General features: G+C 59.9%; 12 protein-coding genes and 1 pseudogene. 8 read left to right on the top strand and 5 right to left on the bottom strand.

Going from position 1 to position 18950, the window contains the following annotated elements:
- The first annotated feature begins 16 nt into the window (after positions 1 to 16).
- Both MOV76_RS11955 and MOV76_RS11950 read left to right on the top strand, forming a co-directional pair.
- Positions 17 to 904, top strand: coding sequence for an alpha/beta hydrolase (locus MOV76_RS11955; protein WP_309506174.1), 888 nt, complete (start codon positions 17 to 19; stop codon positions 902 to 904).
- Positions 905 to 1853: 949 nt separating this feature from the next.
- Positions 1854 to 2048, top strand: coding sequence for a hypothetical protein (locus MOV76_RS11950; RefSeq protein ID WP_018448450.1), 195 nt, complete (start codon positions 1854 to 1856; stop codon positions 2046 to 2048).
- A 430-nt stretch (positions 2049 to 2478) separates the two neighbouring features.
- Here the strand turns inward: MOV76_RS11950 and MOV76_RS11945 are convergent, their stop codons facing one another.
- Positions 2479 to 2736: a hypothetical protein gene (locus tag MOV76_RS11945; RefSeq protein WP_247264585.1), complete on the bottom strand. Its 258-nt coding sequence runs from the start codon at positions 2734 to 2736 to the stop codon at positions 2479 to 2481.
- A 237-nt stretch (positions 2737 to 2973) separates the two neighbouring features.
- Here MOV76_RS11945 and MOV76_RS11940 point away from each other — a divergent pair, with 237 nt between their 5' ends.
- Positions 2974 to 3114, top strand: coding sequence for a hypothetical protein (locus MOV76_RS11940; RefSeq protein ID WP_247264584.1), 141 nt, complete (start codon positions 2974 to 2976; stop codon positions 3112 to 3114).
- A gap of 929 nt (positions 3115 to 4043) precedes the next feature.
- Here the strand turns inward: MOV76_RS11940 and MOV76_RS11935 are convergent.
- Together MOV76_RS11935 and MOV76_RS11930 are read right to left on the bottom strand one after the other, a co-directional pair.
- A complete protein-coding gene (locus MOV76_RS11935; protein ID WP_247264608.1) occupies positions 4044 to 9566 on the bottom strand; it encodes an AAA family ATPase in 5523 nt (1840 codons plus the stop codon).
- 730 nt (positions 9567 to 10296) lie between these two features.
- Entirely contained in the window at positions 10297 to 10935 is a 639-nt protein-coding gene (locus tag MOV76_RS11930; RefSeq protein ID WP_018246394.1) for a response regulator transcription factor, read from the bottom strand.
- Between the two features lie 582 nt (positions 10936 to 11517).
- Between MOV76_RS11930 and MOV76_RS11925 the strand changes: the two genes are divergently transcribed.
- From MOV76_RS11925 to MOV76_RS11915, 3 genes are all read left to right on the top strand, one after another.
- Positions 11518 to 11913, top strand: a complete 396-nt coding sequence (locus MOV76_RS11925; RefSeq protein WP_247264583.1) for a response regulator transcription factor — start codon at positions 11518 to 11520, stop codon at positions 11911 to 11913.
- 817 nt (positions 11914 to 12730) lie between these two features.
- The gene (locus MOV76_RS11920) at positions 12731 to 13210 is read left to right on the top strand and encodes a hypothetical protein (RefSeq protein WP_247264607.1); all 480 of its coding nucleotides are present in this window, start codon (positions 12731 to 12733) and stop codon (positions 13208 to 13210) included.
- Positions 13211 to 13566: 356 nt separating this feature from the next.
- The gene (locus tag MOV76_RS11915) at positions 13567 to 15864 is read left to right on the top strand and encodes a PBP1A family penicillin-binding protein (RefSeq protein WP_247264582.1); all 2298 of its coding nucleotides are present in this window, start codon (positions 13567 to 13569) and stop codon (positions 15862 to 15864) included.
- 60 nt (positions 15865 to 15924) lie between these two features.
- Here the strand turns inward: MOV76_RS11915 and MOV76_RS11910 are convergent, their stop codons facing one another.
- On the bottom strand, positions 15925 to 17664 hold the full coding sequence (locus tag MOV76_RS11910) for an adenylate/guanylate cyclase domain-containing protein (protein WP_247264581.1): 1740 nt from the start codon (positions 17662 to 17664) through the stop codon (positions 15925 to 15927).
- On the opposite strand from MOV76_RS11910, the gene MOV76_RS11905 reads away from it, so the two are divergent.
- Complete coding sequence (locus MOV76_RS11905) at positions 17557 to 17922, top strand: hypothetical protein (RefSeq protein WP_247264610.1); 366 nt, start codon at positions 17557 to 17559, stop codon at positions 17920 to 17922. The two genes, MOV76_RS11910 and MOV76_RS11905, sit on opposite strands and share 108 nt — an antisense overlap.
- 101 nt (positions 17923 to 18023) lie before the next feature.
- On the top strand, positions 18024 to 18245 hold the full coding sequence (locus MOV76_RS11900; protein ID WP_113543747.1) for a hypothetical protein: 222 nt from the start codon (positions 18024 to 18026) through the stop codon (positions 18243 to 18245).
- A 116-nt stretch (positions 18246 to 18361) separates the two neighbouring features.
- Here MOV76_RS11900 and MOV76_RS11895 read toward each other — a convergent pair.
- Positions 18362 to 18601 (bottom strand): annotated as a pseudogene (locus tag MOV76_RS11895) (amino acid ABC transporter ATP-binding protein); the annotation flags it as partial.
- Positions 18602 to 18950 lie beyond the last annotated feature (349 nt).

Here is an 18950-nt window from a genome sequence, read left to right as displayed (position 1 = left end):
AGTACGTTGGGCGCGTATGAAGCATCCTTGTGGAAACGTCCCCCGCGTCGGCGAGCTTCTGCAAGTCGACGATCATAAAATCCATATGTTGAGAAGAAGTCGGGCGAACCACCCAGAGGTCGTTTTCTTACACGGCTGCGGAAGCCTTGCCGAGGAGGTCGTCGCTCCTTTCGAAGTCCACGAGAACATCGGGATCATTGCACCTGATCGCCCAGGCTACGGCTTCAGTTCTCCACTACCTTCCGGAAGTCAGGGACCTCTCGGGCAGTCCTTCTGGCTCGAAACCTTCCTTGAGCATATAGGGGGCGGGCCGCGCGTGCTGGTCGCCCATTCTATCGGTTGCGCACCGCCACTTCTTCTCGCGCAGCGCAGGCCGGACCTCGTTAGGGCTATGTTGCTGATCGCACCTTGCTGCAGGCCAGTTCCTTTCAAGCCTTTCGTGCTGTTGCGTACGGCGATGATGCCGCTGATCGGATCCGCCGTCCGCCGCCAGATGACCACTCGCTGGCCGGAGGTGATTTTCCGCTCCGCGCTGCGAACCTCGGCCGCCCCAAATCCCGTACCGGAATACTTGGCAGCCTTGCCCGCGCGCCACATCGTGTCCTCGCCCACAATCGGGACCATGGCCGCGGAACTGTCCGCCTTCAACGCCGACATGGCCGCATTCGGGCGCCTCTCGTCCGACCTGCCTATAACCGTTGTCTTCGGCGACCGGGACGGGGTCATCGACTATCGGTGGCACTCGGCGTGGATCCAACGGAACCACGACCAGGCGGTCTTCAAAACGCTCAGGGGCGTGGGCCATTTGCCGCATCATGTCCGGACTGAGGTGTGTGTGGAACTGCTGGAGCTGCTCGTCGACACCGTGTCCATCGTGGAGAATAAGAGGACACTGGTGGCATGAGGATGATTTTCTTCAAGCTGCTTTCTCCAAGTCCCACAGGCGCATCGATCTATCTGGCCGTCGACACGCCGCATCGATCATCTGACAGATGGAACGGGCCTCGCCCCGGTCGGCAACAGCACTTGTACCAACTGAAGCACCGCTGAGAGTTGTTTGTAATTCCGGCAAGCGGGGAGGTTTGAAAGAGGTTATTTCGGAATACCGTCCATGCTGTCGAGCTTGTCGTGTGGTAGGAATCGCCACACCCCCAAACAGCCCGTGCGGATCGAACCAGACCGGCGGCAATGCCAGGTCCCAGTCTGTCAATACGCTGATTCCCGGCCTGTTCGAAGCCTGCCGCCGGAGGGTGGGGCGTGGTCATCGGAAGGGCCGCCAATCTACGGATCGTCCATAAGATCCAGGGAAACATCACGTGCACGAGCGAAGTTCCGCAGCCGAATCAGTTCGGGGCGGACGTCGCACCAGGCATCCGGACTTTACCACCTACCAACCATGCAATTGTCAGGGAGTCACCACCAAGGCCAAATTCCACGCACAATACCCGAAGTCGGGACGTGCGAGGCTCTTGGCTGGCAGAAGCCGCTTCGACGTGGTTATCCAGACCTACGAGCGCCCCTATGTGCCCGCCCCAGCACCAGGTGCTGCTCGTTGTCAATGGTGGATGATGCGAGCTTTTGGAAGGCTATACGAACAGATAGCATGCCTGATTCCAACGCATCTCTTCATTAGCGCGCACAAAAATGCTCTACTGTGAGCGCCTTCTTAAAGGCAACGAGCGGCCCGACTCTCTGTGGTGCAAGAGTTCCCTTACCACCCGCTGAATGCGAGCCCTCTGCCGAGCTGCCGACTGACGTCACGAGCCTCGCGGGTGTCCAAGAGCGCCAGGCAGTCATGTCTGATAGATCGCTCACAATTGACCAAAGTCGTTACCACACGGAGGCCGTTCACGATGGCATCGCAAAGATATAGCCGTTGCAAGAACCTCAATATTTACTGGACGGTGTTCGATAAAGTCAGCGGACAGGCGGCCATCATCGATGGGTTTGTCATGGACATGCTCACCGCCGAGGAGGCCGACAACTTGGTCGATCTACTAAATCGTGGCAACCAAGTGAGCCTCTGGTGTTTTGTCGAACGGTTTTAAAAGCAACCGGCCATCGGAGGCTATTGGCTTTGGGCCATTTTGGAATGGTCTCTTGTCTTACACGCCCCTGGGAACGCAAGCAGGTGGTCGTCGTCGGGAAACGGATTGGATTGCCAGATTGACCAGACTGAGACTTGTTGTACCACTTCCTTGAGGTCAAATCGGACGTGCTGGCGGGCCTGCGTTGTTTCGATCACCCCGTGACCGAGCCGCCGCGGAAGCTAGAAGCTCCGCTTGAACGCCTGTGTCGCACAGCCCGTTGAATTCCACGAATTCCTTGATCTCAGGAACTAGACATCGTCTCGGCGATCGTCAAAGAGCGCGCCGGGCAGCCATGGCGACATCTTCTTCCAAAATTCAATTGCTTGAGGACGTTTCCATTGAGGCGGCCATTTTTGATCGTGCTGCTGGCCTCGCGAAGACCGCCATTTCATTCGGCCCTTGGGCCGTGCATCGATATGCTTGGACTTGAATTCGCTCGGCAAAGAATATTGAGGGCGTCTTGCAATCTAAGGGCAGCCAGCGCCCTCGTTGCTTCCTCGGCTGGCCATCCGGCGGCCATTGCCGCCAAAAGCAAGGTGGATTCGGTGTGAAGCTCCAGTCTTTCGTAGAGGGGCTCAAGCGCCTCGCGGGCTGTAACAACGTGCTCGTCCGGGGGCGTGATCGGAGTCGGAGATACCGTCGGCATTCTGCGTCCTTCCCTAACGGTTTTGGAACCTGAAAACCCCCAAGGCTCCAACTTACAGTGAATGGCCAGCGAAGCCGGTGCGAGGATGAGCAGCTTGGCGAAGCCGGCACTTATGAGCAAACGTTAAAACAAAGTGTACAGGTCCACCATCATACTTGTGTATGCGGAAATTATACGACCGCAGCAAACAGACGGGCGCTAGGGAGCCATGCCAGGCTCGGCCACTCGTTTTCGAGCATGAAGCCCTCGGAAAACGAGCGCGATATCGGCGTCATGGTCGCCCATTCCAGCCGAGGGCATCTCATCGCGACGCGGGTGATGGTCGACTTTCCAGCGGAGACATCACGCGGCTTGCCGACTTCGATCAAGGACTCGTAAACCTCCGTATAAGTTATCCCCTCCTGTTCGCTACCCCGATCCTTCCTCCAGATCAATGGCGGGTCGGGCAGCGTCCTGCTATGGTCAGGGTACATTTCTTCCGCGCGGCTATGTGATCAGAATCACTCGGGAGTTCATCACGCAGCGGGGGTAGTACCTGCATCAAGATCAGTCGGGACGGCGGTTTCACCAGACAAGGTGGCCGGGGAGCCTACGGGTCGCACCGTTTCCTCTTCGTTCTTTCGCGTTCCTTCCAAGGATTGACGCCATGACACATGAACTCAACCGAATCGAAATCGATCTGGTCCCGTTGACCTTGTTTCCCAGCGCATATGGGAAAGCTTGGCCCTGGGCTCCGGGCTCTTCCCTCCAGGTGCCGCCAGATGGTTCATCATGGCCGAATACGGCCTTTGGGGCTCATTTGATGATGTTTTCCGTCATGCCATGCGAAACAATCACGCCTCCCTGGGGACAAGCTTTGCGCGCCGGAAGATCTGCATTTACCCTGTTTGTGACCGGGACGCGGTTCGGTCTCTTGTGCTACTCCTTCGGGCTTTTCCGTCTTGTGGAGGATCTTTGCCCTTCAGTGAGTTCCTTGACCATGCATTAAGCCAAACGATCTGCGTCTTCGATAGGGTTTCTTGGTCCGCACCTGGATCATCGAGCTTGGGGCGAAGCACCTTTTAGCTGGTGCGGACATGGTAGTGCTGCTCATCGCGTCCAGCTTCCCGTGGCACGATTTCGCCCCTTGCGATGCGCTTGTTGCCTTCTCCACTGCTGCCTCCATTCGCCCGCTGACCGCGTCATGAAGGTGAATTCAGTTTCAGCGGCACCTCGGTCGTCTCGCGATGGAGAAGAGAGGCCCGCCGACGCCTTCACACTTCGCCGAGAGCAGCACTGGCTGCGATAGCTTCAGCCAGTTGTTGGTCCTATTTTCCCAGCATTGTGATTTGGTCGGCATGCGTTGCGTGGATTTCGTCTCGTTCTAGAGGCAGGGTGAACAGAAACACTGCCCCACGAGGGTCATTAGCGGTGGCCCACATCTGGCCCCCGTGAGCCTCGATGATCGAACGGGAGATCGCCAGGCCCATACCCATGCCGCTGGATTTGGTCGTGTAGAAAGCCTCGAAAATGCGGTCCATGCTTTGCGGGTCCAGGCCTGGACCCGAGTCGCGCACCCTGACGACCACGCCTCCCGAGCCTGTCCCGGTGCTGATCAGCAACTCGCTCTCTTCCTCATTAACGCCGTTCATCGCCTCGATGGCGTTCATGATGAGGTTTAGGATCACCTGTTGCAACTGGACACGATCCCCTTCCACCGGCGGGAGGCTCCTCGCGAATTGGGTCCGCAGCGTGACGCCTTGCCGGAGCACTTCACCGCTGGTCAAGGCAATCACGTGACGAATGGCCTCGTTGAGGTCGAATTGCCCCTTGCGAGGGGGTTCCTTCTTGATCAAGGCACGGATCCGGCCAATGACATCGCCGGCTCGATTGGCATTCTCGACAATCCGGCCGAGCGCCTGAGTCACCTCCTCGAGATTCGGCGGACGGTTACCGAGCCAGCGCAAGGCCGCCTGGGCGTTGGTGAGCGACGCGGCGAGCGGCTGATTGACTTCATGGGCGATGGAGGCTGTGAGCTGCCCCATCGTGGCGACGCGGTTTGCGTGGGCAAGTTGCCCCAGCGCTTCGCGCAAGGCCTCCTCGCTCTCCCGTAACGCCTCTTCGGCCTGACGGCGCTCCGTCAAATCGAGGACGAAAGAAACACCTTCGTTCCTGCTTTCTTCTAGGAGAGCACCGCCCATCAGCACGGGCAGACGGCTGCCATCTTTCCGAAAGTACTCCTTCTCGAAGGGTTGGACCGACCCGATCATCTTCAACTCCGCGACGGTCCGTTCATCGCGGTCGCGCCATTCGGCCGGTGTCAGGTCCGTCCAGCAAAGCCGACCCGAGGCAATATCCTCTCGGTCGTATCCCACCATGCGGAGGAACGCGTCGTTGGCCTCCAGAATGCGACCTTCGATATTCCAGATGACGATCCCGATGATGTTGGCCTTGACGAGGCGACGGATCTTGGCTTCGCGTTCAGCGAGATCGCGGTACAACCGGGTATTCTCTAGTGAGATCGCTGCCTGAGATGCGAGCAGCTTCAGCACCACGATCCGGGCCGGCGCGAAGACCCGGGGGGCGAGGTTGTTCTCAAGATAGAGTACCCCGGCAGGTTGGCCCTGATTGAGCAACGGAACACAGAGAATGGAACGAGCCCGGTGCCGACAAATGTAGGGGTCCGTGGAAAATGGACTCTGAGCCATGGCGTCGTCGAGAACAACGCTTTCGTTTGTGCGCAAGACATAATGAAGGAGCGATTGCGGCAGGGTTGTCCCTGTCACGATCTCGTCACGCATCCGCACCACGACCGTTTCGCCGCCCGTCGTGGCCTCCGCCGTGATCCGTGACTCACCCCCACGCGGCAGGATCAACAGGCCGCGCTCGGCGCCCGCCTGCTCAACGGCGGTCCGCAAGACCGTGTCGATCAGCTTTTGAAGAACAATCTCTCCCGACACGGCTTGCGAGATTTTGATAACGGTAGCGAGATCGAGTTGTTCGACCGGTGCACCAATGGTGCTCGTTGGAGCGGGAGCACGTTCTTCCCCTCTCAGGTCGGGATAGAGTTGGTCGAGTTGTCGCACCTTGCCGTCGGCACCCCAGCGCAGATAGCAGCCACGCGCGTTGCGGAGATAAAGACGAGCGAAGTCCTCGAAACCTCCCCGCGCATAAAAGCGGGCGGCGAGTTCATATGCGAGGGCTTCATGATGAACGAAGCCGTTTGCGCGCGCCGAGCGGATCGCTTGTTCGTAAAGGCGCGCCGCGTCGATTTCGCGGCCTTCAAGGCGCGCTATCTCGGCGCCGACGAGCGCTGCTCGGTTCTCGAAGTTCTCCGGGCAATTCTTCGCATAGATTTCAAGCTGTCGGTGGTGGGCGACCAGAGCCTCCGTATGCCGCGCCCGCTGCTCGGCCGCGGCGGAGTCGCAGCATGCGGCGCGGGCCAAGGCGCCGTAGAAATGATGCTCCGGCGTTTCCTCAAAATGCGCCACCGATGTCCACGGCAGTCTCTGCGCCCGCAATGACGCATCCACGGCCGCCTCGTGGTCGCCCGCAAAGAACCGCGCTTGCAGTTTTCTGACAAAGTAGCAGATTTCCGCGAGATTCGGATTTTCGGAAAACCGGCGCTCGATCTCAACTTCGTCAAATCCGTCGTCATCAAAGGAGCCGAATTTCCGGGTCAACCCCCGCAGTGTCCGGACGAGTCCGAGCTGCGCGCTGGCGAGGTCCACAACGAACTGGAACCGCACCTCCCGCGCGAACGCGAGGCCAACCTCCGCTTGGCGTTGCACTTCGATAAGCGGATCGCCAGCCGCCAGCAGATTCGAGTTCAAGCTGACATGGCTGTATCCGGCAAACGTGAGGTCGCCGCTCTGGTTGGCGATGTCAAGCGCTCGCAGCAAGATGTCGCGGCCGATTCGGACATGTCTCGTCCACGGTATGACGTGGGCCCCGAAGTCTTTGTAAGTCCTGGCCTGAAAGCGATTCAGGTCGTGCGTTTCGACCAGACGGCAGCCTAGCTGACCAAACCGGAATCCGGCCTCATAGTCGCCGAAGCGCGGCCCGGCAATATAGCCAAGCGACACATAATGGTAGCAGGAGCCGTCACTGTTGCCTCGCTCGAGGCTCACGTTCACAGCTAGGCAGATTGCCATGCATGCCAGATTCGCGTCCGTGTGCCATACCGCCCCAACGAGCCGCGTGAGAATATCCAGTGTCGCGGAGGACGCTGGGTCGCTCATCAGCGGCAGGTCAATGAGCTCCTCGATCGCGTGGCTCCCGAGCCCCGACCATATCCGGTCGTATTCTCGTTGCACCTCCTCGTCGGCCGGATGCGGCGACCAGTCAACGCCGAGATGCTGCCTCAGGTAGTCGAGACCGACCGCGGCGGAGCGACTGGTCTGACCGAGCGCGGCATAGAGATCGATGCGCAGGCAGGCGACGGCAGCCTGGTCGTCGGAGCAGACAGCACGAGTGGAAAGCCGTGCCAACCGCTCCTCCGCGTCCGGCAGCGCGCCCAGGTGGAACTCGCATTCGGCTCGGTTCAGCTCAAGCGCGAAGATCAGCTGGCGCTGGCGCTCCCACGCGTCTTCCGGCAGCAGCGTCGTGCCGGCGACAAAGTAGTTGAGCGCCGAGGCGTATGCCGTCGACGCCTCGGCGCGCTTGCCAGCCAGCAGATTGAACTCGGCCAGTTGCTCGCGCTCGTCGGTCGACGTGATCAGCGCGGCTCCCCGATTGAGCTGGCTGACAATCTCGAAGACATAATCGTCAATCAACTCCGGCGCGGTGTTCGCCGCAAGCAGTCTCCCTATGCGAAGGTGCAACTCGCCGCGTCGCTCCTCCGGTATCAGCGAATAGGCCGCTTCCTGAACGCGATCGTGGACGAACCGGTACGCGTCTGGCAGCCGCTCGAGCAGCTCATGAGCGACGGCGGGCCATAAGGCCCCGGCGACTTGCTCCTCCGGGATCTCGAGGACGAGTGAAAGCATCGTGGTATCAGCGATGTTTCCAAGACAGGCGAACTGCTGCAACGCCTCCCGCGTTTCGAGCGACTGGCGCGCGAGCTTGCCGACCATGAGGTGCACGACGTTGTCGGTGTATCCCTTGGCGTGAATGCGACCGAGATCCCAGGACCAGCATGCCGCGTCATGATCGAAGGTGAGCATTCCCTCCTCGGCGAGCGAAAATAGAAACTGACGGACGAAGAACGGATTGCCGCCAGTCTTGTCGTGCATCATTTGTGCGAGCGGGGCCGCACGATCGGGCTGACAGTGGAGCGCATCCGCGATCAACTGCCGGAGATGGCCTTTTGTAAGCGGCGCAAGCGTGATCTCCGCGACATTGCCGCCGGCGCTTTTGATCGCGCGAAGTGTCCGCATCAGCGGATGGGCGGCGCTTACTTCGTTGTCGCGATAGGCACCAACCAGCATCAGGTGTCGCAGATCCGACCGCGTCAGGAGGTCTTCCAGCAGATCGAGTGTCGCCGTGTCAAGCCACTGCAGGTCATCCAGGAACAGTGCCAGCGGATGCTCGGGCTGGGCGAAGACACCAATGAAACGGCGGAATACCAGCTCGAACCGCCGTTGCGCGTCCGGTGCCGGAAGTTCAGCCACCGGCGGCTGCTCGCCGATGATGAGCTTCAGTTCGGGGACGAGATCGACCATCAGCCGTCCGTTCGGCCCCAGCGTCTCTCTCAGGGTCTCGCGCCAGAGTGCCAAATCAGCGTCGCTCTTCGCGAGAAGCCCCCGGATAAGGCTCTGAAAAGCCTGTGCCAGGGTCGCATACGGAATGTCGCGCTTGTACTGATCGAACTTGCCGGACGCAAACAGGCCGCGCGGCGGCACCAGAACTTTGTGTAGTTCATTGACCACCGCCGACTTGCCGATGCCGGAATAGCCAGAGATCAAGACCAACTCCGGCGCCCCGCTCAACACCACGCGGTCGAAGGCAGTGAGCAGGGTCTCGACCTCGTGGTCCCGCCCGTACAGCTTCTCGGGAATCCGCAGGCGGTCCGGGATATCGCGTTCGCCGAGCGGGAATGCGTCGGTCGGGCACCGCATTTCCCATTGGCTGAGACAGCGCCTCAGATCGTGCTCGACGCCGGCTGCCGTCTGGTATCGTTCCTCGGCCGTCTTGGCGAGCAGCTTCATGACGATGCCCGATACCGCCGGTGAAACATCCGCCACCCGCTCGTTGGGCGGCGTCGGTTGCCGTGCGATGTGGCAATGCACCCATTCCATTGGGTCGGAGGCGGAAAAGGGCAGGCTCCCGGTAAGCATTTCGTAAAGGGTCACGCCGAGCGCATAAAGGTCGCTGCGGGAATCGATCGAGCGGTTCATGCGCCCGGTCTGTTCGGGGGCCATGTAGGCAAGCGTTCCGGCGACCACTTCGGGCGGCTCGAGGGCCTGGCGCTCGCGGGAGAGGCGCGAGGCGATCCCGAAGCCGGTTAGCCGCACCTCGGCGCCCGTGCCCGTTACCAGGATATTGGCCGGTTTGATGTCCTTGTGGACGAGACCGCGCTGGTGGACCTTGCCCAGCGCGGCGGCAATGCCGATCGCGAGGCGCAAGAAAAGCTCCGGTTCCATCGCCGTTCCGAGCCGCCGGGCGAGCGGCTCGCCGCCCGGATCTTCAAGTACCAGCATCGTCTGGCCGCCTTCGCGCACCAACTCAAGCGGTCGCACCGCCCATGCAGAATCAAGCTCGTCCTTCAAGCCATATTCATGGTCGAGGCTCGAAGGTGTCGGGTACTCGAGGGCCGAAAGCACGACCAGTACCGGGTTCCACTTGCCGTCGGCACCTAGGCGCCGTTCCCGCCGGAACACGCGATCACCGTCCTCCCAAAGAACCTCCAAACTCATCTCCACCAATGCCGAAGCAAGAGGATGTGCCTGCTTGCCGACTTCGGCATCTCGCCTGTCGGATCTGGCACTGCCATTTTCGTTTCGGAGATCCGTCCCGTCAAATTGGCCAACGCGAGCACATATGACGACCGCGACCACTTCGCCATCTTCTTACCACATCTCGCCTGTTCGTCCCAACAACGAGCGGCCACCCGCCCGTTCGATGCGTGGTGCGCCTCTACGAAAGACCGCCCAGCGGCTGCTGGGCGGTCGGGCGGGTCATGGACCCGCAGAGCTTCGGATGAAGGAGCGCCGAAGCTTGGTGGGTAGCAACGGGGGGATTCGCTATCTGTCTCCGGAGGCAACGGATAGAGTCTAGCGACGGAAGGGACGACGGGAAATTATACTGTGGTTTCGCCTTCGCGATACTTTGGAATACCGGCACCGATACCCATCAGCGAGCTTCTGCTCAGCGAGTCATGTCGGCGAAGTCGTCCTGGGCCCCAGTCGTGCCGTCGGTTGCGATCCGGTGGAGTCGAAAGTGTCTTGCCGGGCTGAGGCCAAAAAGAAGCCTCCCGCGGGGGTGGGAGGCCAAGGCGGGCCGATCGGTGGCGATCCGGCCTGGGAGGATGGGAGGAAAGGAACGCGCACAATAGAGCAGGGCTCCCGCCTGGGCTATTGGCCATCAGGAAGGATCGATAACCAATGAGGTGGGGGTGACCTATACGCGCGGCCAGGGCCTTTATGAGTGCGTTTGCGGCTTTCCCGGAGCGAGCATCAGCTTATCAGCCATACGCGCGAGTTCGGGCAGGGATCTGGTGCCCATCTTCTGCATGACCTGGCTGCGGTGAACCTTCACTGTAATCTCGCTCACGCCTAGATCGCCGGCAATCTGCTTGTTTGGCCTTCCGGTCACCACCAAAGCCATCACCTCGCGCTCCCGCGGGGTCAGGCTATCGAAACGCGCGCGCACCGTCGCCAATGCCTTTTCATTTTCAAGCCACACGCGGTCGCGCGCCAAGCCGACGTTAACGGCGTCGAGCAAGTCCTGGTCTCGGAACGGTTTCGTCAGGAACTCGACCGCGCCCCCTTTCATCGCCTGGACGGACATGGGAATGTCGCCGTGCCCGGTGATGAAGACGATCGGCAGCTGAATATTTTCTCGCGACAGCTCGAGCTGAAAATCAAGACCGCTTTGCCCCGGAAGCCGGACATCGAGCACGAGACAGGTCGGTCCGTCGGGTCGCTCAGACCTGAGGAAGTCGCCCACCGAAGCAAGGAGATTGACGGCAAAGCCGACGGAACGCAGCAGACTGCCAAGCGCCTCGCGGATTTCCGGGTCATCATCGATGACAATGATGGTTGCTGGCGCCTCGGTCAATCGTCAGGGCCCTCAAAGTGAATCGACGTCTTGGGATTTATTCTGTCCACCCCCACCGCAGCAGCATCGGGCAAAGCCCAACCAGCGCAGCGCCAGTCACGCGATGAGAACACTCCTCCTCTCTCCTTCGCTAGTGCCGAAGCGGCTTTTCTTCGCACACCAGAATGCGCGATAATTACCTCGGCCACAAGGCTAGATGCGGGCGGTCTCCAAAAGCGCTTGCACGTCCTGGAGTCTGCCATGGCGTGCCTATGCCACAAGGTCGGCGCCTACCGTCACAAGGGACGCGTGCCGCAAGTATCGGGCGGCGCTGGACAAGAAAACCTCAAGCACTTTCGATGCTGTGTCGAGTGATCGAGCATGCATTGCGTAAAATCGATAAGAAATCCTTCGCCGGAATATTCCAATCGGAGCACGGGCGCTTTTTGGGCAGATACCCAGCTCGTTCCGCAAGTCTTAGATACTCTATACGATCGTATAGCTTGCGCTGCCTTTGTCGCCGTTCAATACTAAAATCTTCCAGTCGAGCGCGCCACAACGCTAATTCGGCATGATGCTGATCGGCGAAGTTGGGAGGCGGCAGTGCCAACCAAGAGACCTCTGATTGCGATCGTCGACGACGACGAGTCGATGCGGGAGGCTATCAAGGGGCTCTTGAGGTCGATGGGATTTGATGCCGAAACCTTTTCATCCGCGGATGATTTCTTGAGATTCCCTTATATCCGCCGCACGGCCTGCCTCGTGACGGACATCAATATGCCCGGAATGAGCGGGCTCGATCTGCATCGCCGGCTCGTCGCGCTGGGCAAGAGCATTCCGACTGTTCTGATCACCGCCTTTCCGGAAAAGAACGTGCGCGCGTCGGCGTTGGGCGCGGACATCGTGGGCTGCCTGACAAAACCGTTTGGCGAACAGGTTTTGCTTGATTGCATCGGTTCCGCGCTGGCTCTCAATAGCGGGGAGGGAAGCGGTTCATGAGGTCGCACACCGGGTCCTGGACAGCCTCACATGCGTCGTGCCGTGATGTATAAGGGGCTCGCGGCCGGTCGCCACCGTCGTCAAAGCCTCAATGCCGCCCTCAACGGATTCTCGCAGTTGACGGCTTCGACGATACCACGACCTCTGGGCTTCGATCCGCCGCAGCAGTTGAAGGGACGTCAGGTGAGGGACTGTACCCACTAGGCGGGCGCGGGCACGCTAGGATAGGGGTCGGGGCGCATCGAATCTAGAGCCACCCTCCTGAAAATCGGACGCGACGTAATCCGATCACCAGGGGATTGCGTCGACGCATGATGTTCCAGGGCAAACCGGTCGATAGTTTTCGATCATCAGCATCGATGACCTGTTGTCTTGTGCGGCCTTCCGCGTGCAAGTTTACCGCCCGCGTGACAAGGCCGGCATATCATCTGTAGTAACTGGCGCTCACCTTTAGAACGTCGATGCGCATTACTTTCGGGATGCCCGACCCTAGACGACTTCGAGCAGGACCAACAGTTGAACGGGAAACCGGATAGCGATGCCGTCGCCGGGAACGACGATGTCACCGATGAGCACGATCGTCATAACGCCAGTCTTCCGGATGACCTGGCCGTTCGGCCTTTTGCCAAGCAAAAGTTGCCACTTTGCGCCAGCAATCGGACCGAAGCAGCAATCAGATGGCGCCATGGGAGGTAGCGCTGAAACTCCCGTTGCTCATCTACGCATTGTCGATCACAGTTCACGGCGACGAGACAACGCGGGAGCGGGATACGGTTACGATGCATCCATGGAAAACGCGGTGAAATCGGAGAAAGCGATGTGGAACTGTTTGGGCCTGCTGGCGCCAGGAGTCTTTCTCCTCCAGCCATGCTCCTTCGCCAACGCCCAGGCACCGAATGCCTTGGAGAGGGCCATCGGAGACGCGCAGCCATGCAGGTCTTTGAAGGCCAAGGTGTCGAAATTCGGCATCAGTGTGGAGGTCGGCATCGACAAGCTCGATGCCGTGAAGATCGAGAACCTGGAATTGTCGGTGAATGGCGACACCGCGGAGGCGAGCGCCCGGGGCACTCTTGCTTGCAAGACCTCAGCCGAAGCGCTGGTCGAAGGAGGGTTTTCAGCGACCGCCGCGGTTCGTCTGAAGGTCGACCTGGCGACCTGCAAGATGACTGACACCTCCATCGAGATCGTGAAGACCGGTGGCCGGTTCGGCGACATCGTCAAAGGACTGGAGACTGAAATCTCTGGCGCCCTGCGGCGAAGTTTGGAGAAGAACTTGGCCAAACTTTGCGAGAAGTGATCAGCGGATCGGCGAAAATCGTCCCAGTTGTCTCACAAGTGTTCGATCTCGCACAGACGGCGACAGAACGGGAACTGGAGCGCAAGAGGCAGGTTCGTTTAGCGTCGTATGTTGGATCGGGGCGGGGTTGATGGCCGTCCTTGGCGCTGCCGAGGAAATCAAACACATTCAGATAGGCCGAACTTCTCAGTGACCACAGTCTTCACCGGAGCACGCGTTACGTCGGCCGTGGCGATGATCGCGCGAATGAGAGCCGGCTTCGTTTCATACAGAAGCCTATGGGACCTTTTACGGTAGAACACTCGGCAGCGCCCGGCTATAAAGTTCATGCCACGTTGGCCTTTTAGCGGTAACCGATGCCTAATCCTCCCGAATCCTCAGGCGAAAGCGTTGGCAACTCGAGCACGGGTCGCAATCAGCCAGCAGATTCAGCGACGCAAGCGGGCGTCTCGGATTCTCCAGGAATCACCCAAGGCGACAACCCGCAACTCCCCCACGGAGCCTTCGTGCAAACTCGACAGGCTGCGCGCAATCTATTACGTGCGCTGCACCACGATTTGAAGGCAAGTTCTGCTTTGGCGAAGACCAAGACGATGGCTTCGTTTTTGAGAACGAAGCTAAGGAGGTCGATGCGGCTGGTAACCATATCAGCTCCCGCCAAATGGATGACGACTGCTCTGGCCAGGGCCGGGCGCGGCATTCGCGATCGGGATTCCGAGCCGCGCGAAAGTCGCCGGCGCCGATGGCTTCCGGCGAACTGGTGGAAATTCGCTATGGGGTCGGCCTTGCTTGTCTGCCTCCTCGTATGCAGCGTGCTGCTGTGGGCACTAAAAGACGTGCCCTGGAGCGAGATCCGTGACGGGACGTTAAAGCCTGTCGTTGTGCTGGAAACCGCCGACGGTGCGCCGCTCGTAAGGCAGGGACCTTATCAAGGGCCATATGCGCAATACCACCAGTTCCCACCGCGTCTGATCGATGCCGTCCTTTCAATTGAGGACCGCCGGTTCATGGATCATTTCGGCGTCGATCCAAGAGGGATCGGGAGGGCGTTTCTCCGGAATTTGGAGGCTGGCTCGGTGGTGGAGGGGGGCAGCACGATCACCCAGCAACTCATCAAGCTCCAATACCTAGACAGCGATCGAACGATAAAGCGAAAGATACAGGAGGTTGTGATCGCAGTCTGGCTGGAGTGGAAGCTCGGCAAGCGGGAAATCCTGACGCGCTATCTTAACAGCGTCTATCTTGGCGCGGGCGCTACCGGCATGCCTGCCGCCGCGCGGATTTATTTCAACAAGGATATCGACGCCCTTAACCTGCCCGAGTCGGCGATGCTGGCGGGGTTGCTGCGGGCGCCAAGTCAATGGAATCCCATCGACAATTTCGAAGGCGCCCGGCAGCGTACCATGGTCGTTCTCGACGCGATGGCGACGAACGACAAGATTACCGTGCCAGAGGCAGCGGAGGCCAAGGCGAGCTTTGCCAAGCTGCATCCAACGACGCCGACGCCGCGCTCGGGAAGCTGGTTTGCCGACTGGATTTCGCCGCAAGCGAGCGAAGTCGCCGGCTCCTCGCCAGGCTCGACGACGGTGCGAACCACGCTGGTGCCGCAATTGCAGCAAATCGCCGAAAGGATCCTGAAAGGAGCCTTGGACGGAGAAGGAACAACTGTCGGAGCATCGCAGGCCGCGTTGGTTGCGATGACACCGGACGGCGCGGTCGTCGCCATGGTTGGCGGGCGCGACTACAAGGCGAGCCAGTTCAATCGCGCTGTCACTGCGATGCGCCAGCCGGGTTCCACCTTCAAGCTATTCGTCTATTACGCAGCATTGAAAGCTGGACTCACTTTGTCCGACCGGGTTCTGGACGCGCCAATTGACATAGACGGTTGGTCGCCAGAAAACTCCGGTGGCAACTATCGCGGTTGGGTTACGCTTGCCGAGGCGTTCGCGCGATCACTCAATGCCGCTTCGGTGGCGCTTGCCGAAGAGGTTGGCTTGGACAATGTGATTGCCGCAGCGCGTGAACTCGGCATCGATGCACCCCTCGCCAGCACGCCGTCGTTGGCGCTCGGGACGTCCGAAGTAAATCTGCTCAACCTCACCAGCGCCTATGCGTCTGTCCAACTCGGCAGGGCACCTGTTAAACCCTGGGGCATCATCGAGTTTCAAGCGGCAGGGCAGCCCAACGTGTTTCGAGTTGGCTCACAATCAAAGCCGAATGTCGATCTTTCGCCTTACCAGTCCGATCTCGTCGGGCTCCTGCAGTTGGTTGTCGAGCGCGGCACTGGGCGTGGAGCAGACCCCGGCTCGTTTGCAGCCGGCAAGACCGGCACCAGCCAGAACAATCGCGATGCCTGGTTCGTCGGCTTCACGGGATCGCTGGTCGTCGGAGTCTGGGTTGGCAATGATGACGACACGCCGATGAAGGGGGTGACGGGCGGCGCGCTGCCAGCGCATATTTGGCGGGACTTCATGCGCCAAGCGACGGCCGAACCTACGCCGAATGGAATGCTATCGACAGGAGCGGCAAGCGATGGTCAAGGCGCAACACAGTCCTGCAATATCACCGCCTGCTCGCGCAGTTACCGCTCCTTCCGGCCGTCCGATTGTACCTATCAGCCATATTCCGGCGGCCGACGGCTCTGCGAAAGGTGACGTGGCGCGGTCGAGGAAGGCGCGATTCCGGGCGACGAGGCGCCGTTCAGCGGATGAAAGTCAAATCCCCGCTCGTGGCCACGAGCGTAGTTGGTCGGCACCAGCACGGATTGCCGCGAGCGCCTTCGGATTCGTGACCGGATACCCCTGTATGAACGCTTCCGCCGAGAATCCGGGGAACGGCTCCTCCAGACGAGAGACGAACCGAGCCGCCTCTTCTTCCCGGTTGAGCATCCCGGCCGCCATCGCCATGAACAGGAGCGTCGCCGGCGATCGGGGCGGAGCCTGATTGAGGGCCGCGATGCACTCCTCATAAAGGCCGGCTACGAAGCAGCAGCGGCCCAGCATGCCATAGTACCAAGGGATGTTAGGGTTGAGTCGGATGGCCCGCGCGGCCAGCTCGTAGCCATGCACTGGTTCGCCGGCGACCAACGCCACGTTGCCGGCCAGCATTGCGATGGTATCGGCATCGTGGGGAGCAGCTTTGAGGACCATCTCATGATCGCGCGAAGCGCCCTCGAAGTCACCCCGTAAAGCTCTGAACCCAGCGATACAAAGCCGTGCAACCAGATCCTGCGGATCGAGCTCCAGAGCTTTCTCGATACAGTCTTCGAAGCGTCGAACCGAGGAAACAGGGTCTTCAGAAAATCCGTTGCAGACGTCGGTGGAGTAAGCAAGGCCGAGGCCGGTCCATGCTCTTGCGAGCTTTGGATCAAGCTGGACCGCGCGCGAAAGGAACCGGATAGCTTCTGCATTGGAGGTTCGCGTGAAAAGGTCGAGGTGCTCCTCGCCGAGGAGGTAGCAGTCGTAGGCCTGCAGGCTCGCAGGCTTCTTGCGCCGGAGGACGTCGCGCCGGAAGCTTAGAAGCTTTCCGCAGCAATTCCCGAGGACGTTGACCACGCTCGCGGTGACGGCGTCCTGCAGTTCGAAGACGTTGCCGGCCGTTTCGTCGTACCGGGCACTCCACAGGCTGGCTCCGCTGGAAGCATCCACGAGTTGGACGGAAATCCTCACCCGATCTCCGGTCGCCTGCAAATTTCCTTCCACCACGTAGTCGGCCTTCAACTCCCTGCCGATCGACACGACGTCGTTCTCGCAACCCTTGTAGGCGATCATCGTCTGACGGGAGATCACGGCCAGGTCGGGATAGCGCGCAAGATCGGCGATGATGTCTGCTGCAAGCCCGACAGCGAACCTTTCCCAGAGCTCGTCCGTCGCCAGATTTGCGAAGGGAAGGATGGCGATGACCGGAGGACCGGAAGGATCTTCCGATGGAGCGGGCGAGGGCGAACGAGCGCTCTTCGTCGCTCCAGGACCTGTCGACCAATCGACCTGGAAAACGGGGATGGCGGTCGGGATATTTTTCAGGACCCGCTTGCCCATGCTGCGAACCCTGAATTCCGTTTTCGCGCCGAGCTGGTCGCGAACCGGACCGGATATACATATCGCAGACGATCCAGCAATGGACTGCAGCCGCGCAGCGACATTGACGCCGTCGCCAAGCAGATCGTCGCCCGCGATAACAACGTCTCCCAGGTTGATGCCGATGCGAAACTTCAAGCTGCCATCGGATTCGCCCTCGTCTGCCGTGAGGTCACGCTGGATCTGAACCGCGCAGCGAACGGCCTGAACCGCGCTTGAGAACTCGGCCATGACGCCGTCTCCAGCAAGACCGAAGATGCGGCCGCCGTATTGCGCGACGAGCTTGCCGATCCGCTCGCGGCTTCTGTCGAGCGCGCGTATCGTTCCCTCTTCATCCAGAGCCGTCAGCCGGCTGTAACCGACAACGTCTGCGGACATATCGCCGCAAGCTTCCGATCCATGACGCGTCCCCACGCAGCTCATCTTCAATCTCTAATATGTGCAATCTACTATCGCCCGAAAGAGCGGTCTAGCGATCAGGAGCGTTTCACTTTGAGTCGTCCGGGAAGCCCTGCAATCGGGCGCGCATCCGGTTCGTCACGTTTCTTCGGCGTTGTCGCCATCGACGGCCTACCTGCCGAAAGCTGGCCAGAAATTCTCACCAGTCTTGACCTGATGCCGCTCACCCATCGGTGATCCTCGTTCTTTATTTTCCGCGGGTCGGGTTCGCAAAATTATAGTACTTGAAAGTACCCAAAATGTGCATATAGTTGAGTCCATTGGAGAAAAATCGGCCAATGGACTTCGCACTCCTTTTCAACCTGTTCCGGAAGCCCAAGCAGGCCAACGTCGCTGACGTCACACTCTGGCACAAGCACGAGACACTCTTTCCGGTGCCACTCGTCGACGGCGCCGCCCGAAACCCATCGGGACAAATCTGGCGCCGGCTGAACGGTGTGCAATGGGAATATAAGCAGGACCCCGAAACGATTGAAGAATTCGATGCTCGACAATATTGAGGCTTAAAGCCCTTCTGTCGCACGGCTTCGAGACTAAAGACGAGGCCTTCTCCGGTCACGTCTGGAGGATCCGGCAATTGATCTCGCGGTTGGCTTCGACCCAAGGAAGCAGCCTGTCAGCGATAGTCGATGCCGCAGGAGCAACGACCCGACCGGTCCGTTTTCGGGTGGACGAAGAATTCATCCGGCGCGCCGCTCTCGACAATGGCGCCGGCATCCATGAACACCACGCGTTGCGCGCCCTTGCGGGCAAAGCCCATTTCGTGGGTCACCACCATCACCGTCATGCGTTCTTCCGCGGACAGCGACCATGTCATCGGATCGAGCACCGAGGTTGGTTCGTCGTAAACAGCCAGGCTGTGTTTCTAAAGCGGTCGAAACACCTTGGATGGGCTAGTAACCGCCCATTTCCCCGCGAACCGGGCCTATCCCCTGCGGCTGTGCGTAGGTTGTGTTGTACGATCCACTAGTTGCGCATCCTGAGAGTGTCATGAAGACGATTGCTGCTGCGGCCAAAATGTTTTTCAGAGGCACGGCGTTCTCCGATCATGGCAGGCTGCCCAGGCCTCAAGGGCCACGCCGAGGATTTTCCGTTAAATCACCTACAATGGCAAGCGCGTGGTTAGCTGGCGGTAAGTAGCGATACGGCCTCTTCAAGCGTCTACCTGACTGGATAGTCGCGCGGCGAGGCATCTTTCCCCAGCA

Source organism: Rhizobium sp. PRIMUS64 (genome assembly GCF_023006465.1).
Taxonomy (GTDB): Bacteria; Pseudomonadota; Alphaproteobacteria; order Rhizobiales; family Rhizobiaceae; genus Rhizobium; species Rhizobium leguminosarum.
The sequence above is the reverse complement of the archived record's forward strand: the minus strand, read 5'-3'. Positions and strand labels throughout refer to the sequence as shown.